General features: G+C 52.6%; 12 protein-coding genes. 2 read left to right on the top strand and 10 right to left on the bottom strand.

Annotated elements, in window-relative coordinates; translation table 11 throughout:
* Positions 1-49 precede the first annotated feature (49 nt).
* The 8 genes from JUJ53_RS10890 to JUJ53_RS10855 form a co-directional block, all read right to left on the bottom strand.
* Positions 50-778 carry a hypothetical protein gene (locus JUJ53_RS10890; protein ID WP_204152025.1) on the bottom strand — a complete coding sequence of 243 codons (729 nt, stop codon included), beginning with the start codon at positions 776-778 and terminating at the stop codon, positions 50-52.
* On the bottom strand, positions 775-2,253 hold the full coding sequence (locus JUJ53_RS10885) for a TrbI/VirB10 family protein (protein WP_204152024.1): 1,479 nt from the start codon (positions 2,251-2,253) through the stop codon (positions 775-777). Before JUJ53_RS10885 ends, JUJ53_RS10890 begins: the two co-directional genes overlap by 4 nt.
* Entirely contained in the window at positions 2,250-2,987 is a 738-nt protein-coding gene (locus JUJ53_RS10880) for a hypothetical protein (RefSeq protein ID WP_204152023.1), read from the bottom strand. The genes JUJ53_RS10885 and JUJ53_RS10880 overlap by 4 nt, the downstream gene beginning before the upstream one ends.
* 34 nt (positions 2,988-3,021) lie before the next feature.
* Entirely contained in the window at positions 3,022-4,122 is a 1,101-nt protein-coding gene (locus JUJ53_RS10875) for a hypothetical protein (RefSeq protein ID WP_204152022.1), read from the bottom strand.
* A gap of 40 nt (positions 4,123-4,162) precedes the next feature.
* Positions 4,163-4,885 (bottom strand): hypothetical protein, encoded by a 723-nt coding sequence (locus JUJ53_RS10870; protein ID WP_204152021.1) that lies wholly within the window; start codon positions 4,883-4,885, stop codon positions 4,163-4,165.
* Complete coding sequence (locus tag JUJ53_RS10865; protein WP_204152020.1) at positions 4,882-7,695, bottom strand: hypothetical protein; 2,814 nt, start codon at positions 7,693-7,695, stop codon at positions 4,882-4,884. Before JUJ53_RS10865 ends, JUJ53_RS10870 begins: the two co-directional genes overlap by 4 nt.
* The gene (locus JUJ53_RS10860; RefSeq protein WP_204152019.1) at positions 7,655-7,978 is read right to left on the bottom strand and encodes a hypothetical protein; all 324 of its coding nucleotides are present in this window, start codon (positions 7,976-7,978) and stop codon (positions 7,655-7,657) included. Before JUJ53_RS10860 ends, JUJ53_RS10865 begins: the two co-directional genes overlap by 41 nt.
* Before the next feature lie 69 nt (positions 7,979-8,047).
* Positions 8,048-8,449, bottom strand: coding sequence for a hypothetical protein (locus JUJ53_RS10855; protein WP_204152018.1), 402 nt, complete (start codon positions 8,447-8,449; stop codon positions 8,048-8,050).
* An 827-nt stretch (positions 8,450-9,276) separates the two neighbouring features.
* On the opposite strand from JUJ53_RS10855, the gene JUJ53_RS10850 reads away from it, so the two are divergent.
* Together JUJ53_RS10850 and JUJ53_RS10845 are read left to right on the top strand one after the other, a co-directional pair.
* Positions 9,277-10,053, top strand: coding sequence for an AAA family ATPase (locus tag JUJ53_RS10850; RefSeq protein WP_204152017.1), 777 nt, complete (start codon positions 9,277-9,279; stop codon positions 10,051-10,053).
* Positions 10,046-10,483 (top strand): hypothetical protein, encoded by a 438-nt coding sequence (locus JUJ53_RS10845; protein WP_204152016.1) that lies wholly within the window; start codon positions 10,046-10,048, stop codon positions 10,481-10,483. Before JUJ53_RS10850 ends, JUJ53_RS10845 begins: the two co-directional genes overlap by 8 nt.
* 326 nt (positions 10,484-10,809) lie before the next feature.
* Here JUJ53_RS10845 and JUJ53_RS10840 read toward each other — a convergent pair whose 3' ends face one another.
* Entirely contained in the window at positions 10,810-13,473 is a 2,664-nt protein-coding gene (locus JUJ53_RS10840; RefSeq protein ID WP_204152015.1) for an AAA family ATPase, read from the bottom strand.
* On the bottom strand, positions 13,470-14,009 hold the full coding sequence (locus JUJ53_RS24645) for a hypothetical protein (protein WP_239124970.1): 540 nt from the start codon (positions 14,007-14,009) through the stop codon (positions 13,470-13,472). Before JUJ53_RS24645 ends, JUJ53_RS10840 begins: the two co-directional genes overlap by 4 nt.
* Positions 14,010-14,037 lie beyond the last annotated feature (28 nt).

Here is a 14,037-nt window from a genome sequence, read left to right as displayed (position 1 = left end):
CCTACGCCTAAACAAGTATGGGGTCATGACGTTTACCTGAGTAGAGAAGCTAGAGATCGGTAGAGTTCAAAGGCGGGTCATCGCGGGCGTTAGCTCCCCACTGCGCCAGACGGGTGATCAGGTCAGGGGAAACTCCAGCTTGGTCTGCAGCAGCAGGCACCGCTAGACCACCCTGGGCTAGCCGCAAAAAGGTTTGCAGCCGGTTCCACAAGTCCTGGTTTTGAGCGATCAGTCCTCTGGCTGCAGCCACCTGCAGCCCTCGGCGCACATCTCCCGGACTCAGCAGTGGATCGATGGGGGAGGTGGGGTTAACCACGACGGTGTGGTAGTCGGGTTCGCCGGTACTAAAGGCAATGCGAAATTCGTAGAGACGGCGATCGCCCTCAGTCGTCTCGGTGATCACCGTCAGCAGCGTACCGCTGGCCCTAGGCAAATTCTCAAAGGCAAGCCCCTCAATCCGTCTTAGATGAACCACGGAAGGCCGCCCCGAGACACAGTCTGAGGCAGCAGCGGTAGGGCAAAGCGGTTCATCAAAATCCAGGGCCACTCGGGACGGATCATCAATCCACACCCGCACGATGCTTTCATTTGTCGGAATAAAGCTCAGGTTAGTGCCATAACCGGGCCAAAGGTGAATGACAGGAGCCTGACTGCCGGTTAACCCTTGGGCATGGCTGGCAGAAATAGAATAAGCTGACTGAGCTTGGGCGGGGTAAGGTAAAATACCTGTCAGAGAAAGCGTCCCCACGACCATCCAAGGCGTCCAACGTGTGTTCATAGCGCCACCGTTTGATTCACGTACACATCGACCTCAGTGCCGGTTGGCAAATGCCAGATGACAGGGCGATTCAAGAGTTCATCCAGGGCCGCCTGATTTCGGGTCTCCATCTGCCCCAAGAGCTGCTCAAAAGCACCTTCCAGCATCCCAGCCAGAAGATTGGCATCTCCAGCATCTTGGGTGATCGCGCTACCTCCGGCAGAGGTAATGACTGAGGAGGTTCTGGGTCGATTCACTAACGCCATCGCCCGAGATAAGCCAGCCATGGCCGCCATCGTGGCATCCATGCGAGCGATGTCCATTCCTGGGTCGTCATACTTCTGGGCTATTAGAGGTGTGCCTTCTACCCCTCGCAGTTGAAGGGTTCCAGCGGGCAGAGGGGTTTCTTGCCCACCCTGAATGAATGAGACCACCGTCAGCTGCACTAGGCCGCTGTCTGCCACCGATGTCACCTGTACCACCAGTGATGTGTCTGCTGGTAAGCCGATGTCTCCAGTGGCGGTCAGCAGGGGTTCGGTCAACTGCACCACGAACTGAGACCTGTCTGTCTCGGCTGCTTCCGCCCAGATTAACGGCGTTTCCAGTACAGCTGAAGCTTGGCTGCCAGTCAGCACCAGGGGCGATGTCGGGAAAGATGTCACCGGTTGACCCTGGAGAATGGCCGCTTCTTCGACATGGTTGATGTCAGGTGGGGATGATCTGCTGACTTGAGCTACTGCCCCAGGAACGGACATTGGAGTCGTTGTCAGAGGTGGTGAAGAAGGTTGAGTGTCCACCTGGGGTAAGGGGCTCCCTTGTCCATAGCTGCCCACCTGGGACAGCGCTAGCCACCGTTCCATGGGATCGACTGGATCAACGACTGCCTGGGGCACCGGTTGGGCAGCGACGGGACGGGTTGAACTAGGAGGGGCTGGAGTCGGTCGAGGCAGGGGCGGGGCGGGTTGAGTCGCCACAGGCTGGGGCGGCGGGGATGGGGGTGCTGAAGACAACTCGGGCGTTTCTCTAGCGGTTGGCGCTTCCGGTGCAGCCGTTTGCTCTTCATTGGCTAGGGCCTCCAGTTCAGCCTGTTGACGTCCCAGTGCTAAATCCGTTAGCAGCTGCCCCCGATCATCGGTGGCACTCATCTCGGTTTCTTCGACCATAGGGGCTGGAAAATCGGCTTGCGCTTCTTCAGTCGGTGGAGAGTCATTCTTGATCACCCCGCTGGTGAAGACCGCTAAAACCCCAATCACCAGACCGGTTCCAGCAGCGACAACACCTAGCTTGGTGAAGGGGTTAGCCGCCAGGGATAGTCTGGGCTTTGGATCCCTTAAGGCCTGTCCGTTGATATCTTCGGCATCCAGTAGAGGTTCCGTTTCCGATACGGTGTGTGCAGATACAACCTCCTGTCCCGGTTCAGAGGCCGGTTCGGGTAGGTGGAGACCCACTAGGTCAGCCATCTCTTGGTCGTCCCATGGATGGTTAGGTATGGTCATGACAAGTCCTCCCGTTCAAGTTCACGGATGGCATAGATTTGCAGGCCGGTTTGGCGAATGCTGTAGATGGCCTGCTCCAATGGGGTATCGCCATCGGGCACAGCTGGCGCGGTGACAGCTTCTACAAACACCTCCCGGTTGAAGGGAATCGCCTGGCCCAGGGCATTGGCGTCGTTAAACACATAGAGATGAGCCACCACCGCTACCTTCCAGCGGCCCTCCCCAACTACCTCGGGACTGCCGACGTGGTTGATCACCATCACCACCTGACTGGTGCCGGTGAAGACGCCTGGCGGCGTTAGTTCAGCTACCCGCTTCAGAAAGTCCTGGCGGAAATCTTCCGAAAAGGCGAAGCTGGCCTGCCAACTGGCGGTGGCAATGTTGCGTCTGCCCCGTTCCACCTCAATTGGTAAACCAGGGTCAGCCCTGGGCTGAGTAGCCTCGTCTGCCGTGGTTGCAGGCAGGCTGCCGCTCCAGTTGAACATCAGCACCAAGGTGTCGTTGACGAAGCGGCGGATCGTGTCTGGTGTACGCTCCCGAGATCCCATAGTGCCGACTCGAATCGCCTGTCCGTTCTGTAGCTGCACCAGAGTGGGGGCATCCTGGCGGCTGAGACGGCTCAGGGCACCGGTTTGGACAAACAAGATCACCAGTATCACCAGCTGCAATCCCACGCTGCCCAAAACAAAGAGGGGCAGGTAGTTTGTGTTGCGTTTTTCAATCAACTGCACCATGGGGCATGTCCTTCGGAGTGAGGGATGAGTGAGATCAGCGACGCCTGCGGTAGGCCCGCCGTCGGGCCGAGGAGCCAGGGGCACGGGCAATGCCACCCATGGCACCCGTCCCCGCAATTACCCCAGCGGTACTGGTCAGGGCTCCAAAAACCGTCATGCCACCGCCGGACGCCAGGGCTAACGAGAGAATGGGAGCCAGCAGGCCGAGAAAGAAGGGGGCAATCAGCGGATGGGAATCCCCGGCATTCAGCACCGCCAGGGAGACCAGACCCGAGAGGATGTTGAAGCTAAGTTTGGCAATGGCCAAAGAAAAGAAGCCTGTGAGCCAGGCGAACAGTGGTTTGGCTCCCACCGGCAGTAAGGAGCCGCCCACGGCGAGTGGCCCTAGGGTTGCTGTTAGCAACAGCGAAGCTTCAATCAGCCACTGAAAGGCGATATGCAGTGCCATCAACAGGCCTCGGGTGACGGTCTGAACGCCCGAACCCACCAGCGCTCCCCCAAACCGCAGACCTGAGTCGAGGGGATTATCTCCAGCCTGAGCCGCCTCCAATGCACGGGATAGGGCATTGGGATTGCCGGTTCTAGCGCGGTAGTCTTCAATGAACTCACGGGCTTCAATCGCTGCTAGCTCAATGCAAGTCGCCCGCTCTTCGGGGTTTTGCAGTTCATAGCACTGGTTGCGGCGCTGGATGATGGTCTGCTCCACCGACCCTTCCAAGACCGCCGCCTGGTAGGCCTCTTGTAGGCGGATATCGGCTGCTGCGTAGGACAGGACGTCTTGATTAACCTGGTTGATGTAGTTGCGGATGTCTAGGGTGATGGCCGCCAAGCGATCGCCGTTGTTGGAGAGCAGCACAATCACCAGCAGCGGCCAGATGAAGTCGGCGTAGGCGCGGCTGCTTTCCCCTTCCACCATCTGCCGCGTCCACTGGGTCATGAACAGGAGCAGGGTAGCGACGGCAAACAAAACCCCCACCCGAGCCAGGGCAACGTACAGGCCCCCCTGAAGCACACTGTCCCAGAGCTGGTTCCAGCTTTCAGCCACCGCTTCAGATGCAACCTGACCGCCTTCAATGATGTCGGCGGTGTCGCGGGGTAGCTGAGCAATGGGTGACATGGGCCAGTCCAGCAGCATAGTGATTTACATCCAAGTTGACGTCATGACGCACAGACGTCTAGAACAAACGAGCCTGGGCACTAATTTGCAGCGTATCGAGGGCATTACCCAATGCTTGCAGGCGACGGGCACGGGCCTCTTGATCCAGGTTTTGCGACATGTTGGCCAGGTTGAGGTTGGTCAACTGAGCATCCTGGCGAGACTGCAGCAGTTCTGACTGCACCGCCCCTAGAATCTCTGTCTGACGGGCATTTTGCTGCGCCATCTGTTTGATTGCTGCCTGGGTGGACACAGCGGTCTGGGCCGAGTCAGCGTGCTGCTGCACCTGGCCGATGGTGTCTTCAATCCAGGTGATTTTGTCGCGGGTGGCCGCTTGCCCGGTTTGCCCCAGAACTGCATCGACCTGGGCGCGGGTGATCTGCCGGTCAACTTCATTGGCAGTTTCAATGCCTGCATAGATGCTGTCAGACTGGGCTAAATCGCCCTCCAGGATGGTCGCCAGTTCCGTCGAGATTTCAGAACGTGCCCGATTGGGGTCAACCAGACCTAGATCACCCAGAGCGTTTTGGATGACGCCCTCTAGATCGCCGGGCAGCGGCGTGAGCAGGTCAGAGATGGTTTGTTCGACATAGGTTTTGCTGGTCTCAAAGGCCTGGCGGAAAATGCTGAAGATATCGGTCAAGGTGGTATCCACCTGGGAGGCGGCGGCAGGTTTTATGGGTGCTACCAGCAGGGTGGTAGCCAGGATGGGAACAAGGGCAATGCGAAGGCGAGGGTTCATGAGTGACCTCCAGTGGGTAAAGAGTAAAAGGACGACAGGGGCACTTCAGGGTGGGGATTGTGCTCGGCAAACCAGCGCTCGGTGATCACCGATAGGGGTTCCCCCGACTGAATCGAGAGCACCAGCAGTCGGGCAAATTCTGCTAGGCCGGTGAAGGGATCGGGGGCATGGCGCAGCACTAAGTCTCGGGTCGCCTGCTCATCGGGGTTGTTGGCCACGGCGGCCAGTTGGGCGAAGGCAGGATAGTAGCGGCAGTAGGTATAGAGGCCGTTGTTATCGAGTAGCCACTGGCTGTAAATGCCCTCCCGTTTGGGAAAGAAACTCTCGCTGGCATTGCGGCTGATGACGGCCTTGGGATATTTGAGAATGCACTCAAAGCTATCCACCGCCATGGGCTGAATGCGACCAATCAGGCGAGTGGTCAGGTTTTGAAAAATCTTGGCGCTGGCGGGCGATTTATGGACGGTATCGGGATCTTGAGCTGAGATGATCACCCGAATCCCGGCCTTGGCTCCGTTGGCGCAGAGTCGGCCAATCAGGGCTCCAATTTCGTCAAACTCAAACAGGATGGGGGCTTCATCGATGAAGAAGATAGACGCCGGAGCTTCTAGGGCACGCCGCAGGGCAGCGGCATAGGCGGAAAGCGCCAGCACGGCAGCATCTTCTTCGTTGGATAGATTGCGCAGGGCAAAGACCAGCAGTTGGGCATCGGTGGGAAAGCTGGAGGGAGCAGAGATAGCCCGTCCTACTCGGCTGGAGAGCCAGAACCGCAGCCGCAGCTCAATCATGTTCAGGGCTGCCTCAATGTTGCCGCCCACCTGGTTCAGATCCAGCTTTTCAGGTGTGCAGAAGGTGAGAAAATCTGCCAGGGTGGGCATGGTGCTCCAGGCCGCTGAACCCAAGTGTCCTTCCATCGCTTCCAGGTAGCGTCGCTGAATCAGGGCATCAGCAAAGAAGGCATTCAGGGCCAGCACCAGAATCGAGCGAATGGTCTGGGTCATCACCGAGCTATTGGCCCCGGAGCCCACAATCATGGTCAGCAGTGCCGACTCTAGGAACGACTGAAAGTCGTCGAGGCGTTCTTTGCGCTCGTCACCCGGCAGGTGACGGAGATCGGGCAGCTCGAATAGATTGTTGGACTCACGGGAGATGTCGAAGTAGGCCCCGCCCACCAGCTGGGTGTAGTCGGTGAAGGTGGAGGAGCCATCGGGCTTAGGAAAGTCGAGGGCTACCACTGGAAAGCGGTGGGCCAGGGCTTGAGTCAGGATGCCGGAGACCAGTACCGATTTCCCAGCTCGGGTGGTGGCAAACAAGCCTAAATTCTGATGCTGGTTGAACAAATCCAGGTGGATGGGTTGGCCGCCTTCTTCAGCAATCAATTCAAAGCCGCTCCTATCGCAGGGCTGGGTCACCACCAAGGGCATCAGCCCCGGTGCTTCGCCAGTCAGATAGAGCTGCCGTCGCCCAAAGGGCTTTGTCATCAACGCTTCCCAGACAATCGGCAGCGTCTGGAGCCATACCTTCCAGGCGTAGTCCTGCTCGCGCTCCACCCAGGCGGGACGGCGAAAACAGCTCTGAATATAGCGGCAGGCTTCATCTAGCTGCTCTAGATTGGGGCGATGCACCAGAAACACAACGGCGGTATGAATCGGCAACGCTCCCTCGAAGAGTTCTTCCTGGGCCTCAATCGAGCGCTTCATCTTTAGCTCAGCGGCTACATCCACCGAGTTGCTGTCTTCAGCTAAGGCAGCCGTTAGGTTCGACTGCTTCAGCATCCGCTGCACGGTGGTCTTCACCAGGGTTTCATTGGCCCGCGTTAGCTGGCAGAAGATTTCGGTATCGGCGACCGTCTCGCGGGAGAGGATCTCCCATAGGTAGCGCAGTTGGGCCGACTCACTGGCCCAGCCTCCTGGCTTTTCGAGGAAGGTGAGGGGAGCGGCATACTGGCCTTTGACCTTGACCCAGGTTTTCCCAGCCGTGGGTACTCCTTCCCGCGTCAGTAGCGTAGTACTGTGAATATCGGAGTTGACCTGCTCCTGTAGGCCGTCCTGATCCAGGATGATCAGCTGAGGGATATCGATGGGGTCGCTAGCGTTAAAACGATTCCACAGCAGGCTCCACAGATCCCCTTCTCCCAAAGGCTTCACCGAGAGTCCCATCTTGGTCGAAAGCACCTGCTCCCAGAGCAGAAAGCCATCGGTAAAGGCCTTAGTGATTACCGTTTGCAGGCGCTGATTTTTGGCTTGGCGCAGCTCACCCGTAAATGACTTCCACAGGGTTTCGCCCCGGCTGATCACCTTCTCGATGATGTCCTGGGCTCCTTCAGCGCCCGTTTGGACGGTGTAGGTAACGTACAGCCGCAGAAACTTGGGTTTGCGCAGGCCCTGCTGGGTAAGTTGCTGGACTCGGGCACGTTCAGCGGTGAGCAGGAACTTGAGAGCCTTGTTGGGGGCAGTATGGGTGAGTTGGGCTAGATCCTGCTGTCGCCTGCAGTCTGCCGAGAACGACCCCAGATGGATCGTCAACCGCTCACCGTTGGGCAGATCCTTCAGCCCCGATTCCAGTTGACTCAAGACCGTCTCTACCTGGTCATCAGTCAGGGTATTATGGATGCCCCGACAGTCAAAGCCAAACACAAAGCAGAGGTGTTCGCGGTTCTTACCTTTGGCCAAAACGTAAGCGCCAACCTGTCGCCCCCGCAACTCAATCCGCACCATAGCGGCAAGGTTGAGCGCATCTTCAAAGGGTGTCAACGTGCTGACGAACTGACTACCGAGCTTGAGTCGGTGTTTGCCGATGGTCTGTTTCATCGTGGGTAAACCTCAGATATCGGGCATAGCCGCGACTCCAGGTGGGAGTCGGCACAAATTTTGCGGTGAATGTCCAGCTCTGCCCCCCGGTGAGAATCCACCAGGTAGACATGCCCCAGGCAGCTATGAATCCAATCGAAATCCAGCTAAGGCTGAACCCGCGACCCACCAGGTAGGACGCCCCCGTAATGCAGAACCAGGGAATAATCTGGTCGGCTGGAATCGGGCCTAGCCGGGGTTGCGCCCCCAGAATGGTGTTAACGGGACGAAACTTAGGTGCCATAAGCCGCTAGCAATCCTGGAAAGACGGTATAGAGCTGAATGCTTGATCTGAATGGCCGACCAGCGACAACTAGCCGGTAATCAGCGACGTTAGAATATCGCCAGCAGTGACGGCAATGATGATAATCAGCGGCGTGCGGGCAATCGTTTGCCAATCCTCATCGTTGCGAGCGCTGTTGATCACCCGCACCAGCGAGATGCCGACGTAGAGCAAAAACAGACCCCGCAGGACGTTAAACACCAGGGGAATGGCGTCGCCAGCAGCGGTGCCGAAGTTGGTGGTCATCCAGGTTTCAGCATTGCCGAAGAACTGGGCCTGGGCGGGATAGGCCAGCAAGGTCATTAGCCAGAGCAGCCCTAGACCCAGGAGCCGACCAGCCTTGCGCGTAATCCCTCGGACTTTAGATGCCCGTCTAGACCAAGGATGGGAGGGGAAGGTATGCCGCCAGGCAAGGCTAGTCAACCCTGCCACAGCCGGTACTACCAGGAAGGTGGGGCCGTGAATGAGAACATTTAGAACAAGACACGAGAGCGCTACGACCAGTAGCGACCGATTTGGAAGAGGGATGACCCGATCTACCATCCGTTCCATCAACGGAACAATGTAGAGAGTTTTCATAACTTAAATGGGTTGAGTTTGACAGATGATGGAAGCTTTTTGAATCAGCTAGGTTAAACGACTCGTATTCCCACTAAGGAGTGATCCACTCCACCGAAACCGCGAAAAGATTTGACCAATATAACAATATTTTCCAGTGATGGGAAAATGAAAAGCTAAATTTTAAGTCGAGATTAGATCAATCGAAACCCATGCCTAAAGCCTATACAAGACAGCAGATTTCGTGCCTAGTCCTGTAATCTTGTGTGATAGTCATCAAGCTATTGAATAATGTCTAAAATAGCTGAAAGAGGGAATACTTTTTATACCTAGTTCATCTATAACCACTATTGCTTGAATATTTTAATGTTAATGATAGACACCATTAATTACAGGCAAGAGCTCTATAGTTGCAGTCGAAATCTATCTATAAAAATTGTCACCCGTGACGTCATCCTATGTTCTTTGTTTCCCCTTTTCCGCAGATAGATTCAGCTCAAGAGTCAAGCTTTAACTGACGAAATAATGTGACGACGGATGAACAGGCACAAATATAAACGTATTGACGTCAATACGTCTTAACGTCTCTAATTTCGTCAGCTTCAATGGCGGTAGGGGCTCGGATGAGTCCGAGGCATTGAGCAGGGATTAGGGGCTGAGCGTTTACGCGTTGGTCATCGTACTGGGAGTGAAACACATCTATGAAGACAGTGAGTTGTTTATCACTCTCTGGGGGACAAGGGAAAACGTCGGTCTCACTGCTGCTAGGCAAGCTCTTGGCGCACCAGGGACAGAAAGTGTTGATGGTGGATGCTGATCCGCAGGCGAATCTGACCTTTTATCTAGGCCATGACGTTCAGGCAAGTGAGCCTACGCTGCTGGAGGTGCTGAAGCGTCAGGTGGAAACGGCAGATGGCATCTATCCGCTGGCGGCAACCAATCTGTTTCTGATTCCAGCCGATGAGGGGCTGCACAAGGCCCAGGAATACCTGGCGACCAGCGGGATGGGGGCTTTGGCGTTGCGCTATGCGTTGGAAGCGGTAGGGAATGTGTTTGATGTTTGCATCATCGACTCGCCGCCTCAGCGTACCCAGATTTGCCTGTCGGTGGTGGGAGCCTCGGACTGGGTGCTGATTCCAGCGGAGGCATCAACCAAGGGGGTGAATTCCCTATTGCGCAGCTTAGAACTGCTGGAGGAAATGGGGCGACTGCGGGCGTTTACAGGGCAGGTGCTGGGAGTGCTGCCGTTTCGCGATAAGTGGTTTGGCCGGTCTCAGGCAACCGATAGCCGAGAGGCGATCGCCGCCATGCAGCAGGTGGCAGGCTCACTGCCGGTGTTGCCGTCCATTATGGAGAGTGAGCGCTACAAGCAGGCAATTCGGCAGGGGCGGCGGCTGTCAGAGATGGGGCACGCAGACCTAGAATTTCCGTTGTATCGGGTGATTGAGGTGTTAGAGCAGGAGGGAGACAATGGCTGAGGATGCGCTGGAACGGTTGATGCAGCGGCAGCGCCCGAGCGTGCCGCCCCGTACCGATGAATTAGAACCGCCTATGAAGTCTCTTCAACAGTCGGCATCTGGGGGGCATGGGTCAGGATATAGTGACTCTAGCAAGTCTACAGGTGTTGACGTCAATATGTCTGTGAGTCGAGATGATGAGGCGGAGTTGCCGCAGCTCGTGCGGACAACAACCCGGTTGGAAGAAGAGATTGATAAGGCCCTGCGCCATCTCTGTATGGATGAGAAGATCACCAAGGAGGTGTGGTTTGAGGCAGCGTACCTTTACTTGGTGGAGCATCCCAAGGCGATGCAGGCGGTGAATGGAATGGCGAAGGAGCGCTACCAGCGGCGGAAGCGAGCAGCGGATTTGAGGAAGTTAGAGACGATGCAGAAGCGGTTGAGGGGCTAGACGATTACGTCGGAACTTGCTAAGCGAACAAATGGGAGCCAATGAGGAGTGATGATTTTAGAATTCAGGATTTTGATTACCCCGGAGCAGGAGGAGGTGTTTAGTCTGCTGAGGCGCGATCTTAAGTGTAGATTAACCAGGAAAGTACCAAACTTACTAAACAGTGTCTATCTTTTCAAATTCTTGTAGAGAAAGTCACTGTTTAAAGTAGGAATCTTTTCAAGACTATTACTCCCATACCATAGGGAAAAACATAAAACATTCATCAGTTCAAGATGCACTATCCATAACACTTCGTGAAGTGAAGCTACCAAGATTACATCTAATTAACGCTGACCTTTACGCTTCATGCTTAGACCGTATAGATAGAGTTCAGCAACTGCATAAACTCTAGGAGGCGGATCCCTGGGACGAGAACGTTCCTTCAAAATCCCAGCTTCCACCATATCTTTGATCAGAAGAGATAACTCGCCTCCTGACACACTCAAAATTTCGGCCAACCTCGTTTCGTCGATAGGAGATCTCTCATCGCGCATTCTGCTTAGAAAATCGCGAAGTTCTGGATATTCATTACGTACTTCATCAACTCTTTGTTCTGAAACATAAGGAAAAGCCTCAATGAGAGATTTTGGGCGCAAAACAATTTCAGGACTATACTGTGTGGAAAAACTTGATTCCCTGTTTACTGCTTCTTGAAGTAATAAGATTAAGCTCCGAGGAAAGCAGTTTTCATTAGTGTCGGAGATGCGTGTACGCACCCAATTATATGTATAGGCTTTTTTCCCACTTCCCATGCGCTCTCCCCAAAGTGGATAAAGGCCTTTTCGCAACTGATCCAGACTAGCTATTTCAAGTCTTTCTAATGTTAAACCTAAATCTTGTTCTAAAGTACAGCTCAGGCTTGAAGAACTTTGTAGTGACTGACGTAGGACAAGCTTCCACAAATCAGACTCTTCCCACTTGAGTTGAAGTGATCGACCTGCATAATGGCCTTTATTCACAAAATTAAGATTGCTCCAGATATCTTCTCTCAAAAATATCTTCGGAGAAATGCGCTTCAAAGCTGTCCCGCTCTCTAACCACCATGCTAAAAGAGCTTCGAGTGCCCGTCTTCGGCGCTCGTAGCTCTCTGCACCAGATCCAAACCCTACATCAAGTTCATCATATAAAAGCCATACATACTTATTGTGTTCGTTTAGCCAGAGGTCAATAATTCTTAAATCGTCAATGGCTTGTGGAACTGAAAGTGGAGACTGAGTCCGTCGAACAAACCAAGAGATAATAGCAGACTGAGTAAGTTGTTCTTGATTGCTAAAACGTATTAGGTCATCATCTATTTGAGTAATATCAAGCAAGTCTGGACAATTAATACAAAGCTGTAAAAGAGCATAATTCAACCAAAAAACATCCCAAGAACTTTCGCCAACTGCTTGTTCATAGCTAGCAAGATTTTGACTATCTAAAATTGAGCTCCCTAATCTCGACTGACCATGGCCCGCCATAAAAATATGATCATTTAAGCCGAATTCATCATTTGAAAGTTCTCGTGCTTCATTAGGGCGCTCAACGAAGAGCCTAAACAAAATACTTTTACCGGTTCCCTTAGCACCTCTAATTAACCAGGTGCGATCACGAAGAAATTTAGGGAAGTCTCCTGTACGTTGAAAGATTGTTGGTATATGCTCTGCTTGAAGCTCTTGTGCTGTGGATGCAATAAATGTTAATTCTTCAAGAATTAATTCTCGATTGCCAGCAACTATTGGAGGTTCCAAATTTCTTGGCTCTGGTAAGCTTGCGTCAATAGCATCTGCAATTGGCAAATAATCACTAGTAAGACTTGCTTGCGCTCCAATCAAGTTTGGTAGAACAGCGATACCAGGATTGTAGAGAATTTTATAGTAGAGTTCTCCAACATTAATGTCACCAGGCAAACCCCAATGATCAGTTATCCAATCTTCAGCTTTAGAGATCCAACTGCTCAGTTGATCTTCGGGAAGAGCAGGCATTGGTGTCAGCAGAAAACGAAGATCAGGCTTGCCTCGATATTTGGATTGTTTTCTAGCAGCTTTTATTACCCAACGTAATCCATCGAAGCTTTGATCAGTTGGTGAAAAGCACACTATCCCAGTATCTGCCAAATCCAACAGAGCAACTGCTCCTGTATCATTGAAACCAGGTCGAGCATCAATCAAAATAACGTCAGGGTCTATGTAGTTTTTGATGTCATCCAATAGTTGTTTTACTGGATTCACCTGCCTTTTATAAAAAGATTGCCAAGCTCTACGATCTAACTCAGCCAATTTGTGTACATAGTTTTCATCATAATCGCCAGCTGAAACCAGGAAAAGTTCACCGCGACTAGCTAATTCAACCTGACGAATACAGTCTTCAATTAAAGGGACATTTTCTTCTGGGGTCAGAAAACGTTGATATATATAGTCTAGAACACCATATTTCTGTTCATCCAAAGAGTCTGGCTGAAGTAGAACTGAAATGCCAGGTGCTTCAAGATCAAAATCAATGATCACCACTCTGCGATTTCTTTGAGCTAATAAAATTCCTACTAGTCCTAAAGCTGTAGAGCGACCAACTCCGCCTTTGAAAGAGTAAAAAGTAACGATTTGGGGACGGTCTGGCACGTCTTTATCGATGCCAACTTCCTGCTGTAGATCCGGCGCATCTAAAATGTCAGACCAAAGAGGTAACCGAATACTAACAGATGGCTCGTCTTCGAGTTCCTTTGGGGTTAGCAGATTATAGCTAGCAATGGGATACTGACCAAGATTCAGATTAACTAAATCAAGTATAGTGTCTACTTTCTCTTCGCGTTCTATTTGAGGCTTTCCTTCAAACGCATTTGTAGTTACTTGAATTGTCAGCCATCCTAACGACGATTCTTTGACGGAGACGCTTGCCTCTAAATCTTCAGCTGATAAAGCCTGTAGCAATTCACTTTCTATTTCTAGCGGCGTAGGTTTATTACTTATCATGAAGCTTCTCCCTGCTTACTCAATAGCAACTTATGCCAGATCTCAACTGCATGAATAAATTTTGTGCTATCTACCTCATAGCCTAATTTATCAGAGTATCTTAATTCATTATTAATCCACTTTGAAGTAATAATATGCCACGCGTCTTTATACTTGTTGGTTATATCTAGGCTTATTGTGCGCTGTAGGCCAGGCACTTTACCAAATAAATTGTGCAGGTTATGCAGACTTGCTCCCTTTACACCTTGCTTGAATACAGAAGTGTCTTTAAAGTTATTTGCGTTCTCCTCGTAACATATGAGTGACTTCAGCGAGCATTCAATAGCATAGCCTCCCATATATACCGCTCCTCCCCAACGCTGACAACTATGTAATGCAGACGCATCTTCGAAACGACGTCTTGATGCTCCTAATTGACAGCGTCTGTCGTAAGTGTCTGGCAAATTTGGTACTCCTTTTAAATCAATAAGCAGGTGATCAGTAAAACCTGGCAGTACTTCAATGAGATTTGTATGTGACAAAATCTTCAATGCCATATTTTATAGTATGCCTCAACCTCACAGC

The organism is Leptolyngbya sp. CCY15150, assembly GCF_016888135.1.
Taxonomy (GTDB): domain Bacteria; phylum Cyanobacteriota; class Cyanobacteriia; order RECH01; family RECH01; genus RECH01.
This window is presented reverse-complemented; position numbering and strand designations above follow the sequence as displayed.

Excerpts from the sequence above, each read along its gene's own strand:
- JUJ53_RS10890 (WP_204152025.1), bottom strand. The coding sequence starts at position 778 with ATGAACACACGTTGGACGCCTTGGATGGTCGTGGGGACGCTTTCTCTG.
- JUJ53_RS10840 (WP_204152015.1), bottom strand. The coding sequence starts at position 13,473 with ATGATAAGTAATAAACCTACGCCGCTAGAAATAGAAAGTGAATTGCTA.
- JUJ53_RS10880 (WP_204152023.1), bottom strand. The coding sequence starts at position 2,987 with ATGGTGCAGTTGATTGAAAAACGCAACACAAACTACCTGCCCCTCTTT.
- JUJ53_RS10885 (WP_204152024.1), bottom strand. The coding sequence starts at position 2,253 with ATGACCATACCTAACCATCCATGGGACGACCAAGAGATGGCTGACCTA.
- JUJ53_RS10870 (WP_204152021.1), bottom strand. The coding sequence starts at position 4,885 with ATGAACCCTCGCCTTCGCATTGCCCTTGTTCCCATCCTGGCTACCACC.
- JUJ53_RS24645 (WP_239124970.1), bottom strand. The coding sequence starts at position 14,009 with ATGGCATTGAAGATTTTGTCACATACAAATCTCATTGAAGTACTGCCA.
- JUJ53_RS10875 (WP_204152022.1), bottom strand. The coding sequence starts at position 4,122 with ATGCTGCTGGACTGGCCCATGTCACCCATTGCTCAGCTACCCCGCGAC.
- JUJ53_RS10850 (WP_204152017.1), top strand. The coding sequence starts at position 9,277 with ATGAAGACAGTGAGTTGTTTATCACTCTCTGGGGGACAAGGGAAAACG.
- JUJ53_RS10845 (WP_204152016.1), top strand. The coding sequence starts at position 10,046 with ATGGCTGAGGATGCGCTGGAACGGTTGATGCAGCGGCAGCGCCCGAGC.
- JUJ53_RS10860 (WP_204152019.1), bottom strand. The coding sequence starts at position 7,978 with ATGGCACCTAAGTTTCGTCCCGTTAACACCATTCTGGGGGCGCAACCC.
- JUJ53_RS10865 (WP_204152020.1), bottom strand. The coding sequence starts at position 7,695 with ATGAAACAGACCATCGGCAAACACCGACTCAAGCTCGGTAGTCAGTTC.